The 22396-nt window shown below is 68.3% G+C and carries 20 protein-coding genes; 15 read left to right on the top strand and 5 right to left on the bottom strand.

Annotated features, from left to right (window positions below; all coding sequences use genetic code 11):
• Positions 1-55 precede the first annotated feature (55 nt).
• Together ROP_RS20765 and ROP_RS20760 are read left to right on the top strand one after the other, a co-directional pair.
• Positions 56-304 (top strand): hypothetical protein, encoded by a 249-nt coding sequence (locus ROP_RS20765; RefSeq protein WP_005253439.1) that lies wholly within the window; start codon positions 56-58, stop codon positions 302-304.
• 51 nt (positions 305-355) lie between these two features.
• Complete coding sequence (locus tag ROP_RS20760; protein WP_012691373.1) at positions 356-2155, top strand: serine/threonine-protein kinase PknD; 1800 nt, start codon at positions 356-358, stop codon at positions 2153-2155.
• A 4-nt stretch (positions 2156-2159) separates the two neighbouring features.
• Here ROP_RS20760 and ROP_RS20755 read toward each other — a convergent pair whose 3' ends face one another.
• Positions 2160-2495 carry a WhiB family transcriptional regulator gene (locus ROP_RS20755; RefSeq protein WP_012691372.1) on the bottom strand — a complete coding sequence of 112 codons (336 nt, stop codon included), beginning with the start codon at positions 2493-2495 and terminating at the stop codon, positions 2160-2162.
• Positions 2480-3484: an ROK family glucokinase gene (locus ROP_RS20750; RefSeq protein ID WP_012691371.1), complete on the bottom strand. Its 1005-nt coding sequence runs from the start codon at positions 3482-3484 to the stop codon at positions 2480-2482. The genes ROP_RS20755 and ROP_RS20750 overlap by 16 nt, the downstream gene beginning before the upstream one ends.
• A 328-nt stretch (positions 3485-3812) precedes the next feature.
• Between ROP_RS20750 and ROP_RS20745 the strand changes: the two genes are divergently transcribed.
• A complete protein-coding gene (locus ROP_RS20745) occupies positions 3813-4892 on the top strand; it encodes an ABC transporter ATP-binding protein (protein WP_012691370.1) in 1080 nt (359 codons plus the stop codon).
• A gap of 2 nt (positions 4893-4894) precedes the next feature.
• On the opposite strand, the gene ROP_RS20740 is transcribed toward ROP_RS20745, so the two are convergent.
• Positions 4895-5911: a LacI family DNA-binding transcriptional regulator gene (locus ROP_RS20740; RefSeq protein ID WP_012691369.1), complete on the bottom strand. Its 1017-nt coding sequence runs from the start codon at positions 5909-5911 to the stop codon at positions 4895-4897.
• Between the two features lie 188 nt (positions 5912-6099).
• Between ROP_RS20740 and ROP_RS20735 the strand changes: the two genes are divergently transcribed.
• Genes ROP_RS20735 through ROP_RS20720 form a run of 4 tightly spaced genes read left to right on the top strand, consistent with a single transcriptional unit; the run spans position 6100 to position 10977 of the window.
• Positions 6100-7785 (top strand): glycoside hydrolase family 13 protein, encoded by a 1686-nt coding sequence (locus ROP_RS20735; protein WP_012691368.1) that lies wholly within the window; start codon positions 6100-6102, stop codon positions 7783-7785.
• A complete protein-coding gene (locus ROP_RS20730; protein WP_012691367.1) occupies positions 7782-9047 on the top strand; it encodes an ABC transporter substrate-binding protein in 1266 nt (421 codons plus the stop codon). Before ROP_RS20735 ends, ROP_RS20730 begins: the two co-directional genes overlap by 4 nt.
• A gap of 13 nt (positions 9048-9060) precedes the next feature.
• The gene (locus ROP_RS20725; protein ID WP_012691366.1) at positions 9061-10086 is read left to right on the top strand and encodes a carbohydrate ABC transporter permease; all 1026 of its coding nucleotides are present in this window, start codon (positions 9061-9063) and stop codon (positions 10084-10086) included.
• Between the two features lie 3 nt (positions 10087-10089).
• On the top strand, positions 10090-10977 hold the full coding sequence (locus ROP_RS20720; RefSeq protein ID WP_043825069.1) for a carbohydrate ABC transporter permease: 888 nt from the start codon (positions 10090-10092) through the stop codon (positions 10975-10977).
• A 41-nt stretch (positions 10978-11018) separates the two neighbouring features.
• Here ROP_RS20720 and ROP_RS20715 read toward each other — a convergent pair whose 3' ends face one another.
• On the bottom strand, positions 11019-11978 hold the full coding sequence (locus ROP_RS20715; protein WP_231869060.1) for an AraC family transcriptional regulator: 960 nt from the start codon (positions 11976-11978) through the stop codon (positions 11019-11021).
• Positions 11979-12170: 192 nt separating this feature from the next.
• On the opposite strand from ROP_RS20715, the gene ROP_RS20710 reads away from it, so the two are divergent.
• The 8 genes from ROP_RS20710 to ROP_RS20675 all read left to right on the top strand — a co-directional run bounded on the left by ROP_RS20710 (position 12171) and on the right by ROP_RS20675 (position 20932).
• On the top strand, positions 12171-13631 hold the full coding sequence (locus tag ROP_RS20710; RefSeq protein ID WP_012691363.1) for a flavin-containing monooxygenase: 1461 nt from the start codon (positions 12171-12173) through the stop codon (positions 13629-13631).
• On the top strand, positions 13628-14554 hold the full coding sequence (locus tag ROP_RS20705) for an alpha/beta hydrolase (protein ID WP_012691362.1): 927 nt from the start codon (positions 13628-13630) through the stop codon (positions 14552-14554). Before ROP_RS20710 ends, ROP_RS20705 begins: the two co-directional genes overlap by 4 nt.
• 198 nt (positions 14555-14752) lie before the next feature.
• The gene (locus ROP_RS20700) at positions 14753-16399 is read left to right on the top strand and encodes an MFS transporter (RefSeq protein WP_012691361.1); all 1647 of its coding nucleotides are present in this window, start codon (positions 14753-14755) and stop codon (positions 16397-16399) included.
• Positions 16400-16438: 39 nt separating this feature from the next.
• Positions 16439-17644 carry a low temperature requirement protein A gene (locus ROP_RS20695; protein WP_043826722.1) on the top strand — a complete coding sequence of 402 codons (1206 nt, stop codon included), beginning with the start codon at positions 16439-16441 and terminating at the stop codon, positions 17642-17644.
• Positions 17645-17754: 110 nt separating this feature from the next.
• A complete protein-coding gene (locus ROP_RS20690) occupies positions 17755-19005 on the top strand; it encodes a molybdopterin-dependent oxidoreductase (protein ID WP_012691359.1) in 1251 nt (416 codons plus the stop codon).
• 1 nt (position 19006) lies between these two features.
• Positions 19007-19519 carry a hypothetical protein gene (locus tag ROP_RS20685; protein ID WP_012691358.1) on the top strand — a complete coding sequence of 171 codons (513 nt, stop codon included), beginning with the start codon at positions 19007-19009 and terminating at the stop codon, positions 19517-19519.
• A gap of 11 nt (positions 19520-19530) precedes the next feature.
• Positions 19531-20175: a class I SAM-dependent methyltransferase gene (locus ROP_RS20680; protein WP_043826721.1), complete on the top strand. Its 645-nt coding sequence runs from the start codon at positions 19531-19533 to the stop codon at positions 20173-20175.
• An 88-nt stretch (positions 20176-20263) separates the two neighbouring features.
• Positions 20264-20932 carry a hypothetical protein gene (locus ROP_RS20675; protein WP_043826720.1) on the top strand — a complete coding sequence of 223 codons (669 nt, stop codon included), beginning with the start codon at positions 20264-20266 and terminating at the stop codon, positions 20930-20932.
• A gap of 38 nt (positions 20933-20970) precedes the next feature.
• Here ROP_RS20675 and ROP_RS20670 read toward each other — a convergent pair whose 3' ends face one another.
• Positions 20971-22383, bottom strand: coding sequence for a hypothetical protein (locus tag ROP_RS20670; protein WP_012691355.1), 1413 nt, complete (start codon positions 22381-22383; stop codon positions 20971-20973).
• Positions 22384-22396 lie beyond the last annotated feature (13 nt).

Raw genomic sequence — 22396 nt, 5'->3', positions numbered from 1 at the left:
TTCCGTCGGTCACCCTGAAATCTACGGCTGACCGAGTTCTGGAACGACGATGCGAATGAAGGAGCCCGCCGTGGTGCGTCCTGAATCGAACTGGCCCGGCAAGGTCAGGTACGCCTTCCTGATCAGCGGCGCCCTGTCCGATCGGGTGCTGGCGGCCTTCCCCGAGCTGGACGTCTCGGATGTCACGACCGGGGACACGACGCTCTACGGTCCGGTCGACAGTCCGACGGATCTGCGCGGCATGCTGGCCCGCTTCGACGCGCTGGGACTGACCGTCATCGAGATGCGCAGGCTACCGGACTGACCGGGCGTCGGGGTTCAATGGTGAAAGGGTCCCGGGAGGCGGTGAAGCCGAGTGAGCGGCGAGTTCGAACCGGGCACGGTGTTTGCCGGCTACGTGATCGAACGGGTTCTGGGACGAGGCGGGATGGGCACCGTCTACCTCGCCCAGCACCCCAACCTGCCGCGCAAGGTCGCTCTCAAACTGCTCGACACGTCGTGGACGAGCGACGACTACGTCCGGTCGCGTTTCGAGTCGGAAGCCGATCACGCCGCCCATCTCGACCACCCCAACATCGTCACCGTCCACGACCGCGGCCGCGAGGGCGGGAGGTTGTGGATCGCGATGCAGTACGTTCCCGGCGTCGACGCCAGGAGAGCGCTCAACTCGGGGGCACTCGACGTGGAGCGCGCGGTGCACATCGTCCGCGAGACGGGGAAGGCGCTCGATCACGCGCACGAGGCGGGGATTCTGCACCGCGACGTGAAGCCGGCGAACATCCTGCTCGCGCCGGGCGACCCCGAACGTGTACTGCTCACCGATTTCGGCACCGCCAAGGCGCTGGACGAAACGCATCAGCTGACCCGCACCGGGATGTTGGTGGCGACGCTGCACTACGCAGCCCCCGAGCAGATCGAGGGCCAGAAACTCGACCACCGCGTCGACATCTACGCGTTGGGCTGCACCTTCTTCCATCTGCTCACCAACGAACCGCCGTATCCCGGAACCACCGCGTCCTCGGTGATGCACGGTCACCTGAACGGGCCGATTCCGAAGCCGAGCGTGGTGCGCCCCGGACTGCCCGCCGGTGTCGACGCGGTCGTCGCGCGCGCCATCGCCAAGGACCGCGAGCAGCGTTACTCGACGTGTCGTGAGTTCAGCGACGCCGTCGCCGCGATCGAGTGGGACGGGCCCGGCAGCGTCACCCGTCCGGCTGGCGTGGCCGACTCCGCTGCGACCACCCGCACGAGCCGTCCCGCCGTCACCCGGCCCGACGCCGAGCCGGGTGCGGAGCCGGCGACGGTCGCGGGCCGGTGGCGTCGGAAACGCTGGCTGCTCGCCGCCCTTCTGGTGGCTGTCCTCGTCGCCGCCGCTGTCGCCTACGCCGTCCGGCCGGGCGAGGAGTCGGCCGACGCGCAGGTCGTGCTCCCGCTGACCGGCCTGCAGGGTCCGGCCGGGCTCGCGGTCTCGGCCGCCGGGAACCTCTACATCGCGGACAGCGCGGCCAAGCAGGTTCTGGAGGTGCGCGCCGGGTCCTACGAGCAGACGGTCCTCCCCTTCACCGGACTCGAAGTTCCGCAGGGAGTCGCGGTCAGCGCGTCCGGCGACGTGTATGTCTCCGATCTCGTGACGAACACCGTGTCGATGCTGCACGGCGGCACCCAGGTGCCGATGCCGTTCGGCGGGCTGAACCAGCCGTTCGGAATCGCGCTCGGACCGGACGGATCGCTGTACGTCGCGGACACGCTGAACAACCGGGTGCTGGCCCTGCGCGACATCACTGCCGCCCCCGTCGCGGTACCGCTGACGGTGATCGGCCCGTTCGCCGTCGCCGTCGGCGAGCAGGGGGATCTGTACGTCGGCACGCCCAACAAGGTGCTCGCGTGGAACGCCGCCACCCGCGCCCAGAGCTTCCTGCCGTTCACCGACGTCCAGGGCGTCGGCGGTGTCGCGGTCGACGAGGAGGGAACGGTCTACGCGATCGACCAGAACCACAACCGCATTCTGCGGCTGCCCACCGGTTCCGACGAGCAGGAGGTTCTCCCGTTCACCGGCCTCGACCAGCCGGAAGGAATCGCCGTGTCGAGCCGGGGCGACGTGTACGTCGCGGACACCGACAACAGCCGGGTGGTCATGCTGCCTGCGGGCAGCTGACCGCTCAGGCCTGGCGCGCCAGGTCGAACCCGAACGATTCGGCGACCGCCTCGTCCACCCGGCCGTGGTGATTGGCGAGCAGTTCTTCGCGCTCGTTCGCGGAGAGTCCGCCCCAGATGCCGTACGGTTCACCGACACTGAGCGCGTGCTCCCGGCACTGCACCAGCACGGGGCAGCCGCGGCAGATCATCTTGGCGCGGAAGTCCCGCATCTCGCGTGCCCGGCCACGTTCGCGGTCGGGGTGGAAGAAGGTGGACGACTCGTAGCCGCGGCACGCGGCCTCTCGCTGCCAGTCCCACACCTCGGCGACCGGAATGGGAAGACTCAACCGATTGGACATTGCACTCCTCCAGATACTCGTGAGCCGTTGTGTGCGAACCCGAGAACTCGTTCCCGGGCCAGATCGGCGGCGCCGACGATGCCGACGTTCGCGCCGAGTTCCGCCAGTCGCACCTCGGCGACCGGTCGATGTGCGCGTCCGGTGAGACGGTTCTCGAAAGCGGCGGCGGCGGGACCGCGCAGCAGTTCACCGGCCTCACACACTCCGCCGCCGATGATGAACAGGTCGGGATCGAAGAACGCGGCGATGTCCGCCATGCCGTGCCCCAGCCAGGAACCGATCACCCGGAAACATTCGAGCGCAGCGGGGTCGCCGTCCTGTGCGGCGGCGGTGACGTGCAGGCCGGTGATGGCGTCTGCCCGTCCGCCCGCCCGGGCGAGGAGGTCGGCGGCGAAACCGGGCGACACGTTCGCGAGATCCTGCGCTTCCCGGACGAGTGCCCGCCCGCTGGCGTAACGCTCCCAGCAGCCGTGGTTGCCGCAGCCGCACCGGCGACCGTGCGGTTCGACGTTGAGGTGCCCGAACTCCGCGGCCACACCGAACTTGCCGCGGTGGAGGACGCCGTCGACGACGATGCCGCCGCCGATTCCGGTTCCCACGGTGAGCACGACGACGGTCTGTCCCGTCCGCCCGGCCCCGAAGCGCGCCTCGCCCCAGGCCGCGGCGTTGGCGTCGTTCTCCACCACCGTCGGCAGACCGCACGCCGCTTCGACCACCTCACCGAGCGGTTCGTTGCGCCAGGCGAGGTTCGGGGCGAAGAGCACGGTGCTGAGGTCCGCGGCGACGAAGCCTGCCGCGCCGATGCCTACCGCCTGCACGGGGTGCGTCGCCGCCAGTTCGCGAACGAGTTCGGCAATGGCGTTCTCCACCCCCCGTGCGTCGTGGGACGGGGTTTCCCGGCGTTCCATCCGGTGGATGACTCCGTCGCCGTCCACGACTCCGGCCGCGATCTTCGTGCCACCCACGTCGACGCCAATCGTCAGGCCCATGTTTCTGTCCTCTTCAAATCTTCGAGTGAGCGGTGTCACGCTGACACTAGAGGACCTTTGGCGCGTTATCAATACGCACTTTGGTTTTTTTGAGAACAAAGTGCGGAGTATGTCAGTTGCCGCGATCGAGTTCCGCGATCGAGCGAACGGGACGCTCGTTCGATCTGACGCAACGAGCGTCCCGTTCGTCCGGGAGAGGGGGTGGCGGGCGCCCGAGTGGACAAGGCCTGTGATCTGGGCCATAGTTTCCATCCGTCGGCACCCGCCGGCACGCCCCTGACACTCGGATCGTCCGGCACGTTCCTGCCGGTGGAGGGATTCATTTCTCATGGCAACAATCACGTACGACGGCGCGACCAGGCTCTTTCCGGGCTCGGATGTCCCCGCCGTCGATCAACTCGACCTGCACATCGAGGACGGCGAATTCCTCGTCCTCGTCGGCCCGTCCGGCTGCGGCAAGTCCACGTCGCTGCGGATGCTCGCCGGACTCGAAGAGGTCGACGGCGGTCAGATCCTGATCGGCGGCCGCGACGTCACACACGCCGAGCCCAAGGACCGCGACATCGCGATGGTCTTCCAGAACTACGCGCTCTACCCGCACATGACCGTCGCCGAGAACATGGGCTTCGCCCTCAAACTGGCGGGCACCGACAAGTCCGAGATCCGCACCCGCGTCGCGGAGGCCGCCGACATGCTCGACCTCGGCGCCTACCTCGACCGCAAGCCCAAGGCTCTCTCCGGCGGCCAGCGGCAGCGAGTTGCCATGGGCCGCGCCATCGTTCGGCAACCCCAGGTGTTCCTGATGGACGAGCCGCTGTCGAATCTGGACGCGAAACTGCGCGTGCAGACGCGCACCCAGATCGCGCAGTTGCAGCGCCGCCTCGGCACCACCACCGTCTACGTCACCCACGACCAGGTCGAGGCCATGACGATGGGCGACCGGGTGGCCGTCCTCAAGGGCGGCGTGCTGCAGCAGTGCGCGTCCCCCCGCGAGCTGTACCGGCGTCCGGCAAACGTGTTCGTCGCCGGATTCATGGGCTCACCGTCGATGAATCTGTTCACCGTTCCCGTCACCGATGGCGGCGTGCAGATCGGCGACCAGCTGGTCCCCGTCCCCCGCGACGCGCTCGCCGGGGCGGGCCGTGAGGTGATCTTCGGGATCCGTCCCGAGCACGTCGAGATCGCCGATTCCGGCGGACTCAAACTCGAGATCGACGTCGTCGAAGAACTCGGCTCCGAAGCATTCGTGTTCGGCCGCACCACCGTTCACGGACGCACCGAGAACCTGGTCGCGCGCGTCGACTGGCGCAACCCGCCCGAGAAGGGCCAGGTCGTGCACGTCCGCGTCGACGAGGCCCACGCACACCTCTTCGCGACCGACGCGGCGGGCGGGCGCCTGGTGGGCTGACGTCAGAGTTCCGCAGGACGGGCAGTCGAGCCCCGAACCACCAGGTGGGTCGGGAGCACGACCGCCCGTTCCGCCGGTTCCCGGCCCGCGAGCAGGTCCACGACCACCCGGCCCGCCGCCGCCCCCTGCTCTCCGACCGGCTGCCGGACCGTGGTCAGGTCGGCCAGTTCGGCCGTCGGGTGATCGTCGATGCCGATCACCGACATCCCGGCCGGGACGGGAATCCCCGCACGTCGCAGCGTGCGTAACGCCCCGACGGCGACCTCGTCGGAGTGACAGAACACCGCGGTGGGCACCTCGGCCCGGCTGAGCAGCAGTTCCATGCCGCGCTCGCCGCCCTCGACACCCCAGGGCACCGTCGCGGTGCAGTCGTCGTCGAGTCCGGCGTCGGCGAGCGCACCGTGGAAACCCGCGACCCGCGCGATGTCGCCCTCCCAGTACTGCCCCTCCGGGTCGACGGTGCGGATCATGCCGATCCGCGTGTGCCCGATCCTGATCAGATGCCCGACGGCCTGGCGCGCGGCCACTTCGTCGTCGATCCGGACGGACGGAAAATCGCCGGCGTGCGCGCCGATGACCACCACGGTCACGTCCATCTCCTCGAGCCGCGCCCGCTCCGGCCCCGTCAGGGGAAACGCCACGGCGATGACCGCATCGACTTTGCGGCGCAACGGAAGCCGCTCGAAGAACGATTCCCGCTGGGACGACTCCTCGAGGCAGTACAGCATCACGTCCAGGTCGGCGGCGCGGAGTTCGTGTTCGATTCCGGCGAGAATCCGTGAGTAGAACCAGGCGTCGATCCACGGCACGACGACGGCCACCCGGCCCGTCGCGCCGCCCGACAGCCTCGACGCCTCGGGTGAGACGACGTACGCCAACTCGTCGGCGACGCGCTGAATCCGCAGTCGCGTCGCGTCGGAGACCCCCTTCTCGCCGCGCAGGGCACGGGAGACGGTGGCGATCGAGACGCCGGTGCGCCGCGCGACGTCGGCCATGTTCACGGACTGCTTGGGGATCACGTTCCCACAGTAAGCGAGCAACGCAAATATTTGCGTAAATTCCTCACAGACCACAAGCCGTTGTAGTGCGAAAAAGAAATCACCCTGTTCGAGTTGACAGCCACCTGTGATGTGCCTCACGCTCATTACGCAAACGTTTACGCATCACATTCGCTCATTCCATCCCATCCCCGCACCGAGGAGATTCGATGACCCAGTCCGTGGAGTCGACCGCAACCACCGTCGCGAGCCGGCACCCCGAAGCCTGGTGGAAGACGGCCGTCGTCTACCAGGTCTACATCCGCAGCTTCGCCGACGGGAACGGCGACGGCATCGGCGACCTCACCGGGTTGCGTTCCAAGCTGCCCTACCTCGCCGACCTCGGCGTCGACGCCGTGTGGATCAATCCCTGGTACCCGTCACCGATGGCCGACGCCGGCTACGACGTCGCCGACTTCCGCGACATCGAGCCGTCCTACGGCACGCTCGCGGAGGGTGAGGCGTTCATCGCCGAGGCCCACGAGCTGGGGATCCGCGTGATCCTCGACATCGTGCCCAACCACACCTCCAGCGAGCACCGCTGGTTCGAGGCCGCGCTGCGCGACGAGCCCGGAGCACGCGAGCGCTACATCTTCCGCCCCGGCCGCGGCCCAGCGGGCGACGAGCCGCCCAACGACTGGCAGAGCGCGTTCGGCGGTCCCGCGTGGAGCCGCCTCGACTCCGGTGAGTGGTATCTGCACCTGTTCGCCCCCGCGCAGCCCGACCTGAACTGGGAGCACCCCGAGGTCCGCGCGGAGTTCGAGGACATCCTGCGCTTCTGGTTCGACAAGGGCGTCGACGGCTTCCGGATCGACGTCGCCCACGGCCTGGCCAAGGATCCCGCACTGCCCGATGCCGGTGAGCGCCTTCCCGGTTCGCAGCACACCGATCCGCACCCGGCGTGGGATCAGGATGCCGTCCACGAGGTGTACCGGGGCTGGCGGACAGTCGCCAACACCTACGCCGACCGCGTCTTCGTCGCCGAGGCCTGGGTACCCGGCAACGACCGCCTGGCCCGGTACCTGCGCCCCGACGAACTCCACACCGCGTTCCAGTTCGACTTCCTGCGTGCCCCGTGGCGTGCGGACAGCATCCGCGCCGTGATCGACGACGCGCTCGAGCAGGCGGCCACCGTCGGCGCACCCGCCACCTGGGTGCTCTCCAACCACGACGTGCCCCGCACCGTCACCCGCTACTCCCGCTCGCAGCCCGACCACCTCGTCGAAACCGACTGGGAGCGCGCCCGCTGGGCGCTCGAGGAACCGAACCACGACCTGGGCAGGCGCCGTGCCCGCGCCGCCGCGCTGCTGCAGTTGGCGTTGCCCGGCACCGCGTACATCTACCAGGGCGAGGAACTCGGCCTGGAGGAGGTCGAGGACCTTCCCGACGACGTCCGGCAGGATCCGACGTGGTTCCAGACCGGCGGCGCCGACTGCGGCCGCGACGGTTGCCGGGTGCCGATCCCGTGGTCGAACGACGCAGTGCCGTACGGATTCTCCCCGTTCGACGCGGAGGAGGACACGTGGCTCCCGCAGCCCGGGCACTGGGCCCCGCACACCGCGGAAGCGCAGGCGGGCCACCCCGAGTCGTTCCTCACGCTGTACCGCCGGGCACTGGAACTGCGACCCGAGTTCTTCGACACCCCGCACGCCGTCGAGTGGCTCGACACTCCCCCCGGCGTTCTCGCATTCGCACGCGGCGGAGTGCAGTGCTGGGTGAACACCGGAACCGAACCGGCCGCGCTTCCCACGGGATCGACCGTGATTCTCGGTTCGGCTGCCGGCATCACCGGCGGACTGCTCCCGTCCGACACCGCGGTGTGGCTGTCGGAACCGGGCGCGGGTGAATCACGATGAAGCGCGTCGCCGCCGCCGCGGTGGCCGTCGGGGTGCTGTTCGCGGCGACGTCCTGCGCCGATCAGGGCATCGACGCCGCCGCGCAGGCCGAGAAGGCGAACCTCGACGGCCGCGGACCCATCACCTACGTGCAGGGCAAGGACAACTCCAACGTCATCCGGCCACTGATCGACGAGTGGAACGCCACCCATCCCGGTGAGGAGGTGACGTTCAAGGAGCAGTCCGACCAGCCGGACCAGCAGCACGAGGACCTGGTGCAGCACTTCCAGTCCCGCGACCCCGGATACGACGTCGCCGTCGTCGACGTCGTGTGGACCGCCGAATTCGCCGCCCGCGGATGGCTGCAACCCCTCGAGGGCCCGATGGCGATCGACACGTCCGGGCTGCTTCCGGCGACGGTCGCGGGGGCCACGTACGGGGGCGTCCTGTACGCGGCACCACAGACCAGCGACGGCGCGCTGCTCTACTACCGCACCGACCTGCTCGATCACCCGCCCGCCACCTGGGACGAGCTGATCGGCGCGTGCGGGACGGCGCAGCAGGCCGGAATCGGCTGCTATGCAGGGCAGTATGCCAAGTACGAGGGCCTGACCGTCAACGCGTCCGAGGCCATCAACACGGCAGGCGGATCGATCCTCGGACCGGACGGCGTGACCCCGACGATGACCACCCCGGAAGCGAAGGCGGGACTGCAGTCGCTCGTCGACGCCTACCGTTCCGGCGCCATCCCCCGCGAATCCGTGACGTTCCAGGAAGAGCAGGCCCGGCAGGCGTTCCAGAGCGGCGACCTGCTGTTCATGCGCAACTGGCCGTACGCGTACAGCCTGATGGACGGTCAGGGCAGTTCCGCGGTGTCGGGCAAGTTCGCGGTGGCGCCGTTGCCGGGCAAGAACGGACCCGGTCACTCGACGCTCGGCGGGCACAGCGCCGCGATCAACGTGTACTCGGAGCACAAGGCCACCGCGTCCGACTTCCTGAAGTTCTTCCTGGAGAAGAAGTCGCAGGCCTTCTTCCTGTCGCAGGGATCGCTCGCGCCCGTCCGCACCGACGTCTACGACGACCCGGAACTGATCGAGCAGTACCCGTACATCCCCACGTTGAAGACGTCGATCGAGAACGCCGTGACCCGGCCGGTCACGCCGTTCTATCCCGCGGTCACCCGGGCCGTGCAGAACAACGCGTACGCCGCGATCAAGGGCGAGAAGACGGTGGACCAGGCCGCCGCCGACATCCAGTCCGCGATCGCCGCGGCCGGGTCCTAGAGGAGACACACCGATGACCGTCCACGAACTCTCGGAACCTACGACCGAGTCCGTCCCGCAACCGGATTCGCCCGCTGTGCCGCCCCGGCCCCGGAAGGGACGCAGCAAGGCGGCGATGCTCCTCGTCCTGCCGACCATGATCCTGCTGGGCATCGTCGTCCTGTACCCGGTGGTCAGCGCCATGGTGATGTCGCTGTTCAAAGACCCGACCATCGACCCCGCCACCGGCAAATTCGTCGACCAGGGCTTCGCGGGACTGTCGAACTACACGCACTGGCTGTTCCAGCGGTGCACCGACACGACCGGGTCGTCCGTGTCCTGCCCCGGCGGCACACTGGGATCGCTGTTCTGGCAATCGATGTGGGTCACCGTGTTCTTCACCGTCGTCACCGTCACCATCGAGGTGGCGCTGGGGCTGTGGTTCGCCACCATCATGAACCGGGCGTTCCGCGGCCGGGCACTGCTGCGCACCAGCATCCTCGTCGCGTGGGCCATCCCCACCGCCGTCACCGCGAAACTGTGGTACTTCGTCTTCGCCTACGACGGCATCGCCAACAAACTGCTCGGCACGGACATCCTGTGGACGGGTGACACGTGGCCGGCCCGGTTCGCCGTCGTGATCGCCGACGCCTGGAAAACCACCCCGTTCGTCGCATTGCTCATCCTCGCCGGTCTGCAGATGGTGCCCGCCGAGGTGTACGAGGCGGCGCGGATGGACGGCGCAGGCGCGTGGCAGCGGTTCCGGTCGATCACACTGCCCCTCATCAAGCCGGCGATCCTGGTGGCGGTCCTCTTCCGCGTCCTCGACGTCCTGCGGATCTACGACCTCCCGGCGATCCTCACCGGCGGAGGCGGCGGCGACGGCACCGCCACCACCACACTGTCGATCCTCGTGATCGACCAGATGCGCCAGGGATTCAACAGCGCGTCCGCCCTCTCCACGATCACCTTCCTGTTCATCTTCGCCGTCGCCTACGTGCTCGTGAAGGTGATGGGCGTCAACGTGATCGACACCCAAGAGCAGCAGCGAAAGGCCTGACCCATGTCCACAGCAGTCGTCACACCGGGAACACCCCGGCCCACGGTGGCACGCAGGCGCCGGGGACCGTCGCTCGCGTCGATCCGCACCTACCTGGGCCTCGCGGTGATCGTCGTCTGGGGTCTGGCCCCCGTCTACTGGATGGTGGCCACCGCCTTCCGGCACTCCGACTACACCTTCGACACCACCCCGTGGCCCACCCACGTCACCCTGGACAACTTCGCGAACGTGTTCTCCACGGGGGCGGGCAACCACTTCGCCAGGGCGCTCGTCAACAGCACGATCATCGGCGCGGTCACCACCGCGATCGGCCTGATCGTCGGGGTCGGCACCGCGTACGCGCTGGCGCGGTTGCAGTTCCGGGGCAAACACGCGGTCCTCGGGATCATCCTCGCCGCGTCGATGTTCCCGGGCGTCGCCGTCCTGACACCACTGTTCCAATTGTTCACGTCGATGGGCTGGTTCGGCACATACCAGGCACTGATCATCCCGAACATCTCGTTCGTGCTGCCCCTCACCATCTACACCCTCACCGCGTTCTTCAAGGAACTGCCGTGGGAACTCGAGGAGGCAGCCCGGATCGACGGGGCCAGCAGGCGGCAGGCATTTCGAATGGTGCTGCTGCCCTTGGCCGCACCGGGACTGTTCACCACCGCGATCCTCGCCTTCATCGCGTCGTGGAACGAATACCTGATCTCCAGTCAGCTGTCCAACGACATCACCCAGCCGGCCACCGTCGCCATCGCACAATTCGCGGGAAGCAAACCGCACGAGGAGCCGTTCACGTCCGTGATGGCCGCGGGAACGGTCGTGACCATTCCTCTCGTCATCATCGTGCTGCTCCTCCAGCGCCGCATCGTGTCCGGCCTCACGGCGGGCGGGGTGAAATAGCTCCCGTGAGTACTTGTTAACCGCCCGACGTTAATAAGTACTCACGGGTGCAGGTCTGCCCGGTACTGCCTCGGCGTCTTCCCGAACCACCGCCTGCAGGAACGGTTGAGGGTGCTCTGTTCGGTGTAGCCGAGCAGCCCCGCGATCTGGCCGAGATGAAATCCCGGTTCGGCGAGGTATCTCGCCGCCTGGGCGCGACGTTCCCGTTCGATGAGATCCTGGCATCGCACACCCTCCTCGGCCAGCCGCCGTTGCAGCGTGCGCGGATGCATCGACAGTTGGTCGGCGATGGCCTCGGCGCTGCAGTGACCGGTGGGCAGTAGGCGCCGGGCCAGCTCGGCCACCCGTTCGGACAGCGCCGCGGTGCTCGGCAGGTAGTGGGATTCCAGATATTTCGTGGCGATGCGCCGGGTCTCCGGATCCGCGCTGTCGATCCGACGGTCGGCCAGCGCGCGGGGCAGTTCGAACCCGCACCACGACTGTCCGAACAGAACGACGCAGTCCAGCGCATCCCGGTAGGCGGCGTCCGACCCGAGTTGGCCGTGCACGAACGACATCAGCGAGGGACGCGCGTCCGGTCCGCCCAGCAGCCGGAGGATGCGAACGCCGTTGGCCATCGCCAGCTCGTACCCTTGCGGCAGATACCGCAGCGACTGTTCCGTCATCTCGTAGACGAACCGGACGTCACCCCCTGCAGTGCGCGGCCCGACGGTCAGCTTCAGGGCGGGCGAGTGCACGTAGAAATAGCGGGCGATCGCCTCGAATGCACCCTGCACGGTCCGCGCGTTCCTCGCGATCACGGCGACGGGACCGAGGATGTCCAAGCCCTGCCAGTGCGAAAGCCGGAGCCCGAAGTCCGGGCACCCCAGGTCGACGGCGCTCGCGTCCAGCACGTGCGCGACCGACTCGAACGGCACGAACGCATCCTCCTCGTGCTCGACTCCCGGTGGGATGTGGAAGCGCGCGAGGAACGGCTCCGGGTCGGCGCCCAGCTCACGCATCAGGTCGCCGTATCCCCACAGGTTCGTGGCCCGGATCAGACTTCCCACTGCGTCAACTCCCCTCTCGCCGGGAAAGCGGTGTCGGGAAATGCTAAAAGCATGTCCGGAAGTGTCAAGACCTGTGACGTGGCCCACAGTCATTCTGGTTGTACCCCATCCTGCGAATCCAGCAGGCAGTAACGCGAGGAAGCCATGAGCACGACACATTTCGACGTTCTGATCATCGGTGCCGGACTGTCCGGCATCGGAACGGCCTGCCAGGTGACGGCCGGGTTCCCCCACAAGACCATCGCTCTGCTGGAGCGCCGCGAGCGGCTGGGCGGGACCTGGGATCTGTTCCGCTACCCCGGCATTCGTTCCGACTCCGACATGTACACGTTCGGCTACAAGTTCCGGCCGTGGCGCGACTCGAAGGTGCTCGCGGACGGTGCGTCGATCCGCCGGTACATCGCCGACACCGCGCGGGAGTTCGGCGTCGAAGACAAGATTCGTTACGGCCTGAAGATCGTCGGGGCGGACTGGTCGACGGCGGAGGAACGCTGGACGGTGACGGCCCTGCACGAGGCGACCGGCGACCTTCGCACATACACCTGCGGGTACCTGGTCAGTTGCACCGGCTATTACGACTACGACGCAGGCCACCTGCCGGACTTCCCGGGCATGGACCGATTCCGGGGCCGCTGCGTCCACCCGCAGCAGTGGCCCGAGGACCTCGACTACACCGGCAAGAAGGTCGTCGTGATCGGAAGCGGCGCCACCGCCGTCACCCTCGTCCCGTCGATGGCCGGCGACGCAGAGCACGTGACCATGCTGCAGCGCTCGCCGTCGTACATCTTCTCGATCCCCGCCTTCGACAAGATCTCCGAGACGCTCGGCCGATTCCTCCCCGCCGAATGGGTGTACAAGTTCGGCCGCAAACGCAACATCGCCCTCCAGCGCGGGGTCTACCGGGCATGCCGACGGTGGCCCCGGCAGATGCGCCGGTTCCTGCTCTGGCAGGTGCGACGACGCCTCGGCCCAGGATTCGACATGAGCCACTTCACGCCGAACTACATGCCGTGGGACGAACGCCTCTGCGCGGTGCCGGACGCCGACCTCTTCACCGCGCTGTCGTCCGGAGACGCGTCGATCGTCACCGACCACATCGACACGTTCACCGAGAAGGGCATCCTGCTGAAGTCGGGACAGGAACTGGAGGCGGACGTCGTCGTCACCGCCACCGGCCTGAAGATCCAGATGCTCGGCGGTATGGAACTGTCCGTCGACGGGCAGCCCCGCCCGCTGCACGAGCAGCTGACCTACAAGAGCGTCCTCGTCGAGGGAATCCCCAACCTGGCATGGGTTTTCGGTTACACCAACGCGCCGTGGACCCTGAAGTCCGACATCGCGGGCGCCTACCTGTGCCGACTGCTCCGATACATGGACGAGAGCGGTCACACCGTCGCGACGCCCCGCGACGTCGAGAACTCCGCGATGGACATCGGCATGCTCGACCAGCTGCAGTCCGGGTACGTGCAGCGCGGCAAGGACGTCATGCCCCGCCAGGGTTCCACGGAGCCGTGGAAGGTTCTCATGCACTACGAGAAGGACTCCACGATGCTCCTCGACGACCCCGTTCACGACGGACTGCTGCAGTTCGGGGCGCCGGCATGAGGAACATCGACCGCGGTGTCATCCGGGCCTGTCTTCGCAGTTCACGACCCCTGTTCGCGTCCCGCCACGTGCCCGTCGGGGTGAAGCGCCTGATGGTCGAGATGGTGACGGGTGCCGCGCGCCCGCCCCGGGGCACCCGGTTCGAGCGCGACACGGTCGCCGGTGTCCCCGTCGTCCGGGTGATGCCGGCGCACACCACCGGCGGAACGCTGATCTACCTCCACGGCGGCGGATACGCCCTCGGGAGCGCGAAGGGGTACCGCGGCCTGGTCGCGCACCTGGCCGCAGCCGCCGGGACGACCGCGGTGATCCCCGACTACTCGCGCTCGCCGAAGGCGCGCTACCCGATCGCGCTGGAGGAGATGGTCGCGGTCTACTCCCGGCTACTCGACGACGGGCTCGACCCGGACACCACCGTTGTCGCGGGTGATTCCGCCGGCGGCGGACTGACACTGGCGCTCACGACGGCGCTGCGCGATCGCGGGCTTCCCGCGCCGGCCGCGCTCGGCCTGATCTGCCCGTGGGCCGACCTCGCCATCGACGTCGACAGGACGCGACCGGTGCTGGGCGACCCCCTGATCCTGCCGTCCATGACCGCCGAATGGGCGCCGCGTTATGCCGGACGGCACGATCCGCGGTCGCCGGGAATCTCCCCCGTGTACGGCGACCTGTCGGGTCTGCCGCCGATCGTCGTGCACACGGCCGGCGACGATCCGATCTCCGTCGACGCCGACAAGATCGAAGCAGCCGTCGCCGCCGCTGGGGGCATCCTCGACCATCGCCGGTTCGACGGCCTCTGGCACGACTTCCACCTCCAGGTCAGCATCCTCGCCGAGGCACGCGAGGCGGTCACCGACCTCGGCGCGGCACTGCGCCGGCACGTCCAGAAGATTCACCCCGACACAAGAATTGCATCCACGTGAGCACGTTCGAAGGCAGAGCAGGCGACCGAGGGGGGCACTACGCAGATCCGTCCGGTCTTCGGTCGTCGCGCCGATTCACCCTGTTTGGATGATGGTCGGCGGATGCGTCCGTGCGACGCTGAGGACGACCTTCCCCGCAGCGGCAGCCCACGGAAGTGTTCACCGAACGAGCGTCGAAATCCCCGAGGGGTGGCGGTCATGAGTACTGGCAACGAGTCGGGAACGGTCGCGGGTTCCGGTCTGGTGCTGACGGTGCTGGCGTCCAGCCAGTTCCTGATGACGTTGGACAGTTCCGTGATGAACGTGTCCATGGCGACGGTGGCCTCCGACCTGGGCACCACGATCACCGGCATCCAGACCGCCATCACGCTGTACACGCTCGTCATGGCGACGCTGATGATCACCGGCGGCAAGGTGGGCACCATCATGGGCCGACGGCGGGCATTCGCCCTCGGCCTGGTGATCTACGGCGCCGGCTCGCTGACCACCTCACTGGCGCCCAACCTCCCGGTACTGCTGATCGGCTGGTCCCTGCTCGAGGGCATCGGCGCCGCGCTGATCATGCCGGCGATCGTCGCCCTCGTCGCAGCGAACTTCGCCGCCGAACGGCGCCCCGCGGCCTACGGCCTGGTGGCCGCGGCCGGTGCGATGGCGGTGGCAGCAGGTCCCCTCATCGGCGGGGCGGTGACCACGTTCGCGTCGTGGCGGTACGTCTTCGCCGGCGAGGTGGTGCTCGTCGTCGTCATCCTGCTGGTGCTCCGCCGCATCAACGACGTTCCCCCGTCGAAGGTGCGCCTCGACCTGGTCGGATCGGTCCTGTCGGTGGTGAGCCTCGGGATGATCGTCTTCGGCGTCCTGCGCTCGAGCGAATGGGGCTGGCTACAGCCCAAGCCCGGCGGCACCGCGATCCTCGGACTGTCGCCGGTCGTGTGGCTCGTCCTCGGCGGCCTCCTGGTGCTCTACGGGTTCGTGCGATGGGAAGCCCATCTCGCCGACACCGGCCGAGTGCCACTGATCGACCCGGGACTCCTCCACAACCGGCAACTGTCCGGCGGGCTCACCATGTTCTTCGCCCAGTTCACCGTGCAAGCAGGTGTGTTCTTCACCGTCCCCCTCTTCCTGTCCGTCGTGCTCGAACTCAACGCCCTCCAGACCGGGATCCGGCTCATCCCCCTGTCCGTCGCGCTGCTGCTGGCCGCCGCCGGAATCCCCAAACTGTGGCCCGAGGCCAACCCTCGCAGGGTTGTCCGGTTCGGTCTGGCGTCGATGATCGTCGGCATCCTGATCCTCGCGGCAGGGATGGACCCCGGGGCCAACGCCGGCGTCGTGGCCGTGCCCATGCTGCTGATGGGACTCGGACTGGGCGCGCTGGCCTCCCAGCTCGGCGCCGTCACCGTCTCGGCCGTCCCCGACTCGCAGAGCGCCGAGGTCGGCGGCCTGCAGAACACGGCGACCAACCTCGGTGCTTCCCTGGGCACGGCGCTGATCGGATCGGTGCTCATCGCGACCTTGAGTAGTTCGATCGTCGCGGGCATCCAAGCCGACCCCGACGTCCCGCCGTCGGTGCAACAGCAGGCCACCACCGAACTGGCGAGCGGTGTCCCATTCCTCTCCGACACCCAACTTGACGCGGCCCTGAACGACGCTGCGGTCCCGGAAGCGACCGCCCAGGAGATTCTCGCGATCAATTCGGACGCGCGACTCGAGGCACTTCAGGTCGCGTACGCCGTCACCGCGCTCCTCGCCGTCGCGGCGCTGTTCTTCACCGGGCGGATTCCCCGCACCCCCGTGGGAACCCCCGATCCGGCGAGTACACCCGCCCCCACCGATCGTCGCAGCTCGTAGGACTTTCCCGTGCCGCCCTCCGGTGGCAGCATTCTCCCCGTGACCTTCGCCCATCGTTTGCGCCCACGCCTCGTCGAAGAACGAGCGTCGGTGTCTCCGCTCGAGCTGTTCTTCGACCTCGTCTTCGTCTTCGCGCTCACCCGCGTCACCGATCTGATGGCCGAGGACCCCACCGGCGTCAATCTGCTGCGCGGCGCCCTGGTGATGGCCGTCCTGTGGTGGAGCTGGGTGGGGTACGCCTGGCTCTGCAACCTCGTGCGCGCCGACGAAGGCATCGTGCGGGTGGTGATGTTCGGTGCGATGGGCGCCATGTTCGTCACCGCGTTGACCATCCCCGAGGCCTTCGACGACCTCACCGGCGGACTCGACGGTCCCGTCATCTTCGCCCTGGGCTACTTCGTCGTCCGGCTCCTGCACCTGGTGATGTTCTGGGTGGTCAGCCGTGAGGACCCGCAGCTCCGCGGCCAGGTGCTCCGCTTCGCACCCAGCATGCTGACCGGCACCGTGTTCCTGCTCGTCGCATCGCAGCTGACGGGCACCGCCCAGACCGTCATGTGGATCCTGGCCCTCGCCGGCGACTACCTCGGGACACTGATCGGCGGCACCGACTGGCGGTTGCGGTCGGTCAGCCACTTCGCCGAGCGGCACGGGCTCATCATCATCGTCGCGCTGGGCGAGTCGATCGTGTCGATCGGCATCGGTGTCGCGAGCCTGCCGATCTCGTGGGCGATCATCGTCGCGTCGCTGCTGGGACTCGCGGTGTCGGGACTGCTGTGGTGGTCGTACTTCGACGTCACGTCCCTGGCGGTGGAGCACGCGTTCGAGGAAGCGACCGGTGCCCGCCAGATCAAGATCGCCCGCAACTGCTACAGCTTCATCCACCTGCCGATGGTGATCGGGATCGTGATGCTGTCGCTGGGTCTGAAGAAGATCCTGTCGTACGTCGGCGACGGCAACCATCACCGGCTGGTCGATCCGCTGTACGGCTGGCCGCTGGTGGCACTGTTCGGTGGCGCGGCGCTGTACCTGCTCGCGCTGGTCGCCTTCAAGGCGTACGCGACGAGGTCGGTGACCGTGCCGCGTGTCGTGACGGCTGTCGTGCTGGTCGCGCTGCTCCCCGTCGTCTGGCACATCCCCGCCCTCGCCACGCTCGGCGTGCTCACCGCGGTCCTGCTGGCGATGATCGGATACGAGATGGTTCGCTACGACCAGCCGAGGGACGAGATCCGGCACCGCCACCCGTGAGTACTTGTCAACGTCCGGCGGTTGACAAGTACTCACGGGCAGTCCTGCACCGGGGCGGCACCGAATCACCTCTGAGGCTCGAGTAGATCGAGCCGGAGGGATTGATCACGATGACCGACCACTCGCGCGGCCCACGGCTCCGCAGTCCACTGCGCGGACCATGGCTGACCTCCGTATTCGGCCTCGTGCTGCTGATCGGGCTGCCCGTCGTCATCGTCACGGGACTGCTCTCCTATATCGCGTACGGGCCGCAATTCGGCCAGGCCCGCCCCGGCGACGTCGGCTGGTTGCACCTCCCGTACTTCGCGTGGCCCACCCGACCGTCGTGGCTGTACCGGCTCACGCAGGGTCTGCACGTCGGTCTCGGACTGATCCTGGTGCCGATCGTGCTGGCCAAACTGTGGTCGGTGATCCCGAAACTGTTCGTGTTTCCGCCGGTGCGGTCGCCGGCGCAGGCTCTCGAACGGCTGTCGCTGATCGCCCTGGTGGGCGGTGCTCTGTTCGAGATCATCACCGGGGTCCTGAACATCCAGTACGACTACATCTTCGGTTTCGACTTCTACACGGCGCACTACTGGGGCGCGTGGGTCTTCATCGCCGGGTTCGTGACGCACACGATCCTGAAGGTGCCGTTGATGGTGCGGTCGCTGCGGTCCCGGTCGTTCCGGGAGATGCTGCGCACGTCCCGCGCCGACACGCGGCCCGAACCGGCGGACGAGAACGGACTCGTCGCCGAGGACCCCACCCCGGCCACGATCAGCCGGCGCGGCGCGCTCGCGCTGGTCGGTGGCGGCGCCGCACTCGTCGCGGTCCTGTCGGTCGGGCAGACCACCGGCGGGTTCCTGCGCAACGCCGCGCTGCTGCTGCCGCGCGGTCGCTCGTACGGCGACGGCCCCAACGACTTTCAGATCAACCGGACGGCTGCGGCAGCGCAGATCACCCCGGAGCAGACAGGTGACACCTGGCGACTGTCGGTGACCGGTGGCGCGGAACCGGTGCAGCTGAACCGAAGTCAGCTGCGCGCGATGCCGTCGCACACCGCGTCGCTCCCGATCGCGTGCGTCGAGGGGTGGTCCACCGTCGAGACGTGGACCGGCGTCCGACTGCGTGACCTCGCCGCTGCCGCCGGGGTGACGACGTTCGGTTCGGCGAAGGTGACGTCACTGGAAAGGTCCGGGGCGTTCAATTCGGCGGTGCTCACGGTCGATCAGGTGCGCGACGCCGACGCCCTGCTCGCCCTCGAGGTAAACGGCGCGGAACTGTCCCTCGACCACGGCTATCCCGCCCGCATCATCGTTCCCGCCCTGCCCGGCGTCCACAACACCAAATGGGTGCAGTCCATCGAATTCCGGGAGGCGTGAGATGCGCCGATTCGCCCGATTCTACGGCGCACACCCGCTGCATCTGCTGGCCGTGCTGTTCAGCTTCGCACTCGCCGGATACGCGGTGATGGTGGTCGGTCCGCAGAATCTGTGGAATCCGGACGTGTGGTGGAAGTCGATTGCCGTGTGGTTCCTCGGCGCGGTGATCGCCCACGACCTCGTGCTGTTTCCGCTGTACGCGCTCGCCGACCGCTCCCTGAGGTCCGGGCTGGACGCGATGCGGGGCCGGAGACGCCCGCGACCCCGGGCGGTTCCGGCGCTGAACTACATTCGCGTACCGGCGCTTGCGTCCGGGCTGACGCTGCTGCTGTTCCTGCCCGGAATCCTCGAGCAGGGCGCCGACGCATATCTGGCGGCGACGGGGTTGACGCAGGAACCGTATCTCGACCGCTGGCTGCTACTCAGCGCCGCGTTCTTCGCGCTCTCAACTCTCGCCTACGCCACGCGACTCGCGCTGTCCCGCAACGACAGCGGCGCGGTGAGCCGGCCGTGAGGAAGACCGGGATGTCCACCGACCTCCTGCTGCGGCGGGCGTCGGCGGGGCTCCCGTGCTGGGTACGCAACACACAGGGAGCACGCCGCGCCCTGCCTCTCGACCGCTGGATGGGCGGCGACTCGGCATCGCCCGCCGATCGGATCGCCGACCGGGTGATGCTCACAGGGTGTCACGGCGCGACAGTCGATCTCGGATGCGGCCCGGGCCGGCTCACCGCGGCGCTCGTGTCCGCCGGTGTCACCGCCCTGGGCGTCGACTCGTCGTTCACGGCAGTGCAACTCACGATTCGGCGCGGCGGTGTCGCGTTGCATCGGGACATCTTCGCGCCACTTCCGCGGTCGGGGAACTGGGACCGGGTACTACTCGCGGACGGCAACATCGGCATCGGCGGGGAACCCGTTCGTGTGCTCCGCAGAGCGCGAGAGCTGTTGCAACCCCGCGGAATTGTGATCGCCGAGGTGGATCCACCGACCACGGCGGGGGTCCGGCACGAACTCCTGCGCTGGGAGACGGAGCACCTCGCCGGCGACTGGTTCGCCTGGGCCAGTGTGGGAGTGGCCGCCGTGTCCGAGGTCGCGCGCGTGGCGGGACTGCGAGTGATCGATGTTCTGCAGCATGCGAATCGGCACTTCGTGCGGATGGAATGGGCGTAAGAGCTCCCATCCGATGCGGGAGTTGCGCCGAATACCTAGTGAACATCCACCCCCCACCCCCTTCCTCCGGAAAGGTTGTTTGATCATCATGTCGAACTATCGAAAAGCACTCGTAGCAGCGGCCATCGGCGCCCTGGCGCTGACTCCGCTCGCGGCGTGCTCGAGCAATGATTCGAGTGCATCCTCGAATATGAGCGCAGCAGCATCCTCCCAGCCCGCTCCCGTCGCCCAGGTGGACAACCTGACCGGAGTGAGTACCGCCGTCGCACTCGATCCCGGCTTCACGGGGGCGCTGACGACGCTCGGCCTCACACCCGGAGTGGTGGGCACGGCAACTCTCGCCGACGGATCGGTCAGCTTCCCGATCACCGGCGGCAACGTGAAGTACTGGGAGCCGGGCACGGTCGATCCCTACGTCCAGGGCGAGATCATGCACGACGGCAGCGGATTGTCGCTGGCGGCACCCGGCACCGTCGTCGAACTCACCGATTTCACGATCGATCCGGGCACGTCGCTCCTCACCGGCGACGTGAGCGTCAACGGTTCACCCGCCGCGACCGACGCGGTGTTGTTCGATCTCAACGGCCGCACGCTGAAGCCGCTGCAGACAGGACCGAACGACACGGCGATCCTGCAGGGCACCGAGGTCAAGATCTCGGCGGATGCCGCCGGCCTGCTGAACGAGACGTTCAAGACCGACGCCGTCACGCCGGGCCTGCTGGTCGGGACCGCCACCATCACGATCGCGACCAAGTGAGCGTAGGCCCTCGAACGGCAACCCGGATGCGCCGGCCGTCACCAGTTGGTGAACAGCAGATGGTTGACGGCCAGCGCACCGGCGGCCTGCACGGCGAGCCAGAACCGATGGCTTCCGCGCGGCAGGAGCGCGGGGGCGGCGAGGAGCCACCATTCGAACGGCAACCAGATCCGCTCGGTCTCCGCCTTGCTCAGCGCGCTGAGGTCGGCGATCACCACCGCGAGGAGCGCGGCGAGCACCAGGACCGGAACCGGCGACAGCGCACGCACCCGCGACCAGGCGAGCGTCCGGGACAGCGCGGCGGGCACCGCCAACCCGACCGCGCAGATCAGCGACGCGAAGTTGGCCCAGCCCCAGTAGGCGAAGGGACGGTCCGACGCGATGCCCTGGTAGTACCGTTCCTGGACCAGGTGGTAGCCGTCGAACCACCAGAATCCGCACAGCGTGAACACGGCGGCCACCGCGAGCGCGCCGGCCAGTGCGCCGGCCAGCGGCCGGGCCGTGCGCGCGATCACCAGGACGGCGACCGCGGGAATCGCCATCAGCGTGAGCCCGTAGCTGAGGTAGACGCCGAATCCGAGCAGCACTCCCGCGGCCACCGCGACGAGCGCGGGAACCGGGACGGCACGGGCCGCGGACAGCGCCAGCAGGGCGATCCCCCACGCCACCACGCCGGCGAACAGCGCGTCCGCCGACACGGCCACCCAGATTACGGCGGGTGCGAGCACGAGGAACGGGGCCGCGCGGCGGGCCGTCGCCTCGTCACCGAGCGCCCGGACGGCGACGATCACGGCGGCGCCGGCACTCGACCCGACCGCGACACACAGCGCCGACGCCCACACCCCGCCGTCCAGTCCGATCCGGTCGAGCCAGACGAACGTGAGCAGCGCACCGGGCGGGTGGCCGGACACGTGGGTGGTCCACGAATCGGGCTGGAGGTCCAGGATCCGGTCCGCGAAGCCCCGCAGCATCGCCGGGATGTCCGTGACACCGGCGACCTCGTGCAGGTACTCGTCGGTGGAGGTCAGGCGGTCGACGAACCCGCGCTGCCAGCCGTCGACCAGTGCGAGTGCCATGGCCCACAGCGCCGATCCGAGCCACATCCCGACCGTGAGGGGCCGCCACGACAGGGTCTGCGCCAGCCCGGGTCCCCACACCACGACCGCCGCCGCAATTGCTATTGCAACCGGCGTCCCCCAGCCGACGTGGACGTCGCGGAACCCGAACAGCGGCGCGGCGTCCGCGAAGTCCCGCACACTCTCCGCGGTGCGGCTGACGATCGGGGTGATCGTCTCGTTTCCCAGGTACGGGACGACGAACGCGACCACCACGAGGATCAGGGCGAGCCCGGCGCCGGCGAAGTCGCGGTAGAGGAAATTCCGCTCGCCGGTGCGCTGTGGGGATCCGATGACGTCATCTCCTTCGACGAAAGTCGCACTCGCGCCCAGCATAACGACGGAGGAT

This window comes from Rhodococcus opacus B4 (assembly GCF_000010805.1).
Classification (GTDB): Bacteria; Actinomycetota; Actinomycetes; order Mycobacteriales; family Mycobacteriaceae; genus Rhodococcus_F; species Rhodococcus_F opacus_C.
The sequence above is the reverse complement of the archived record's forward strand: the minus strand, read 5'-3'. Positions and strand labels throughout refer to the sequence as shown.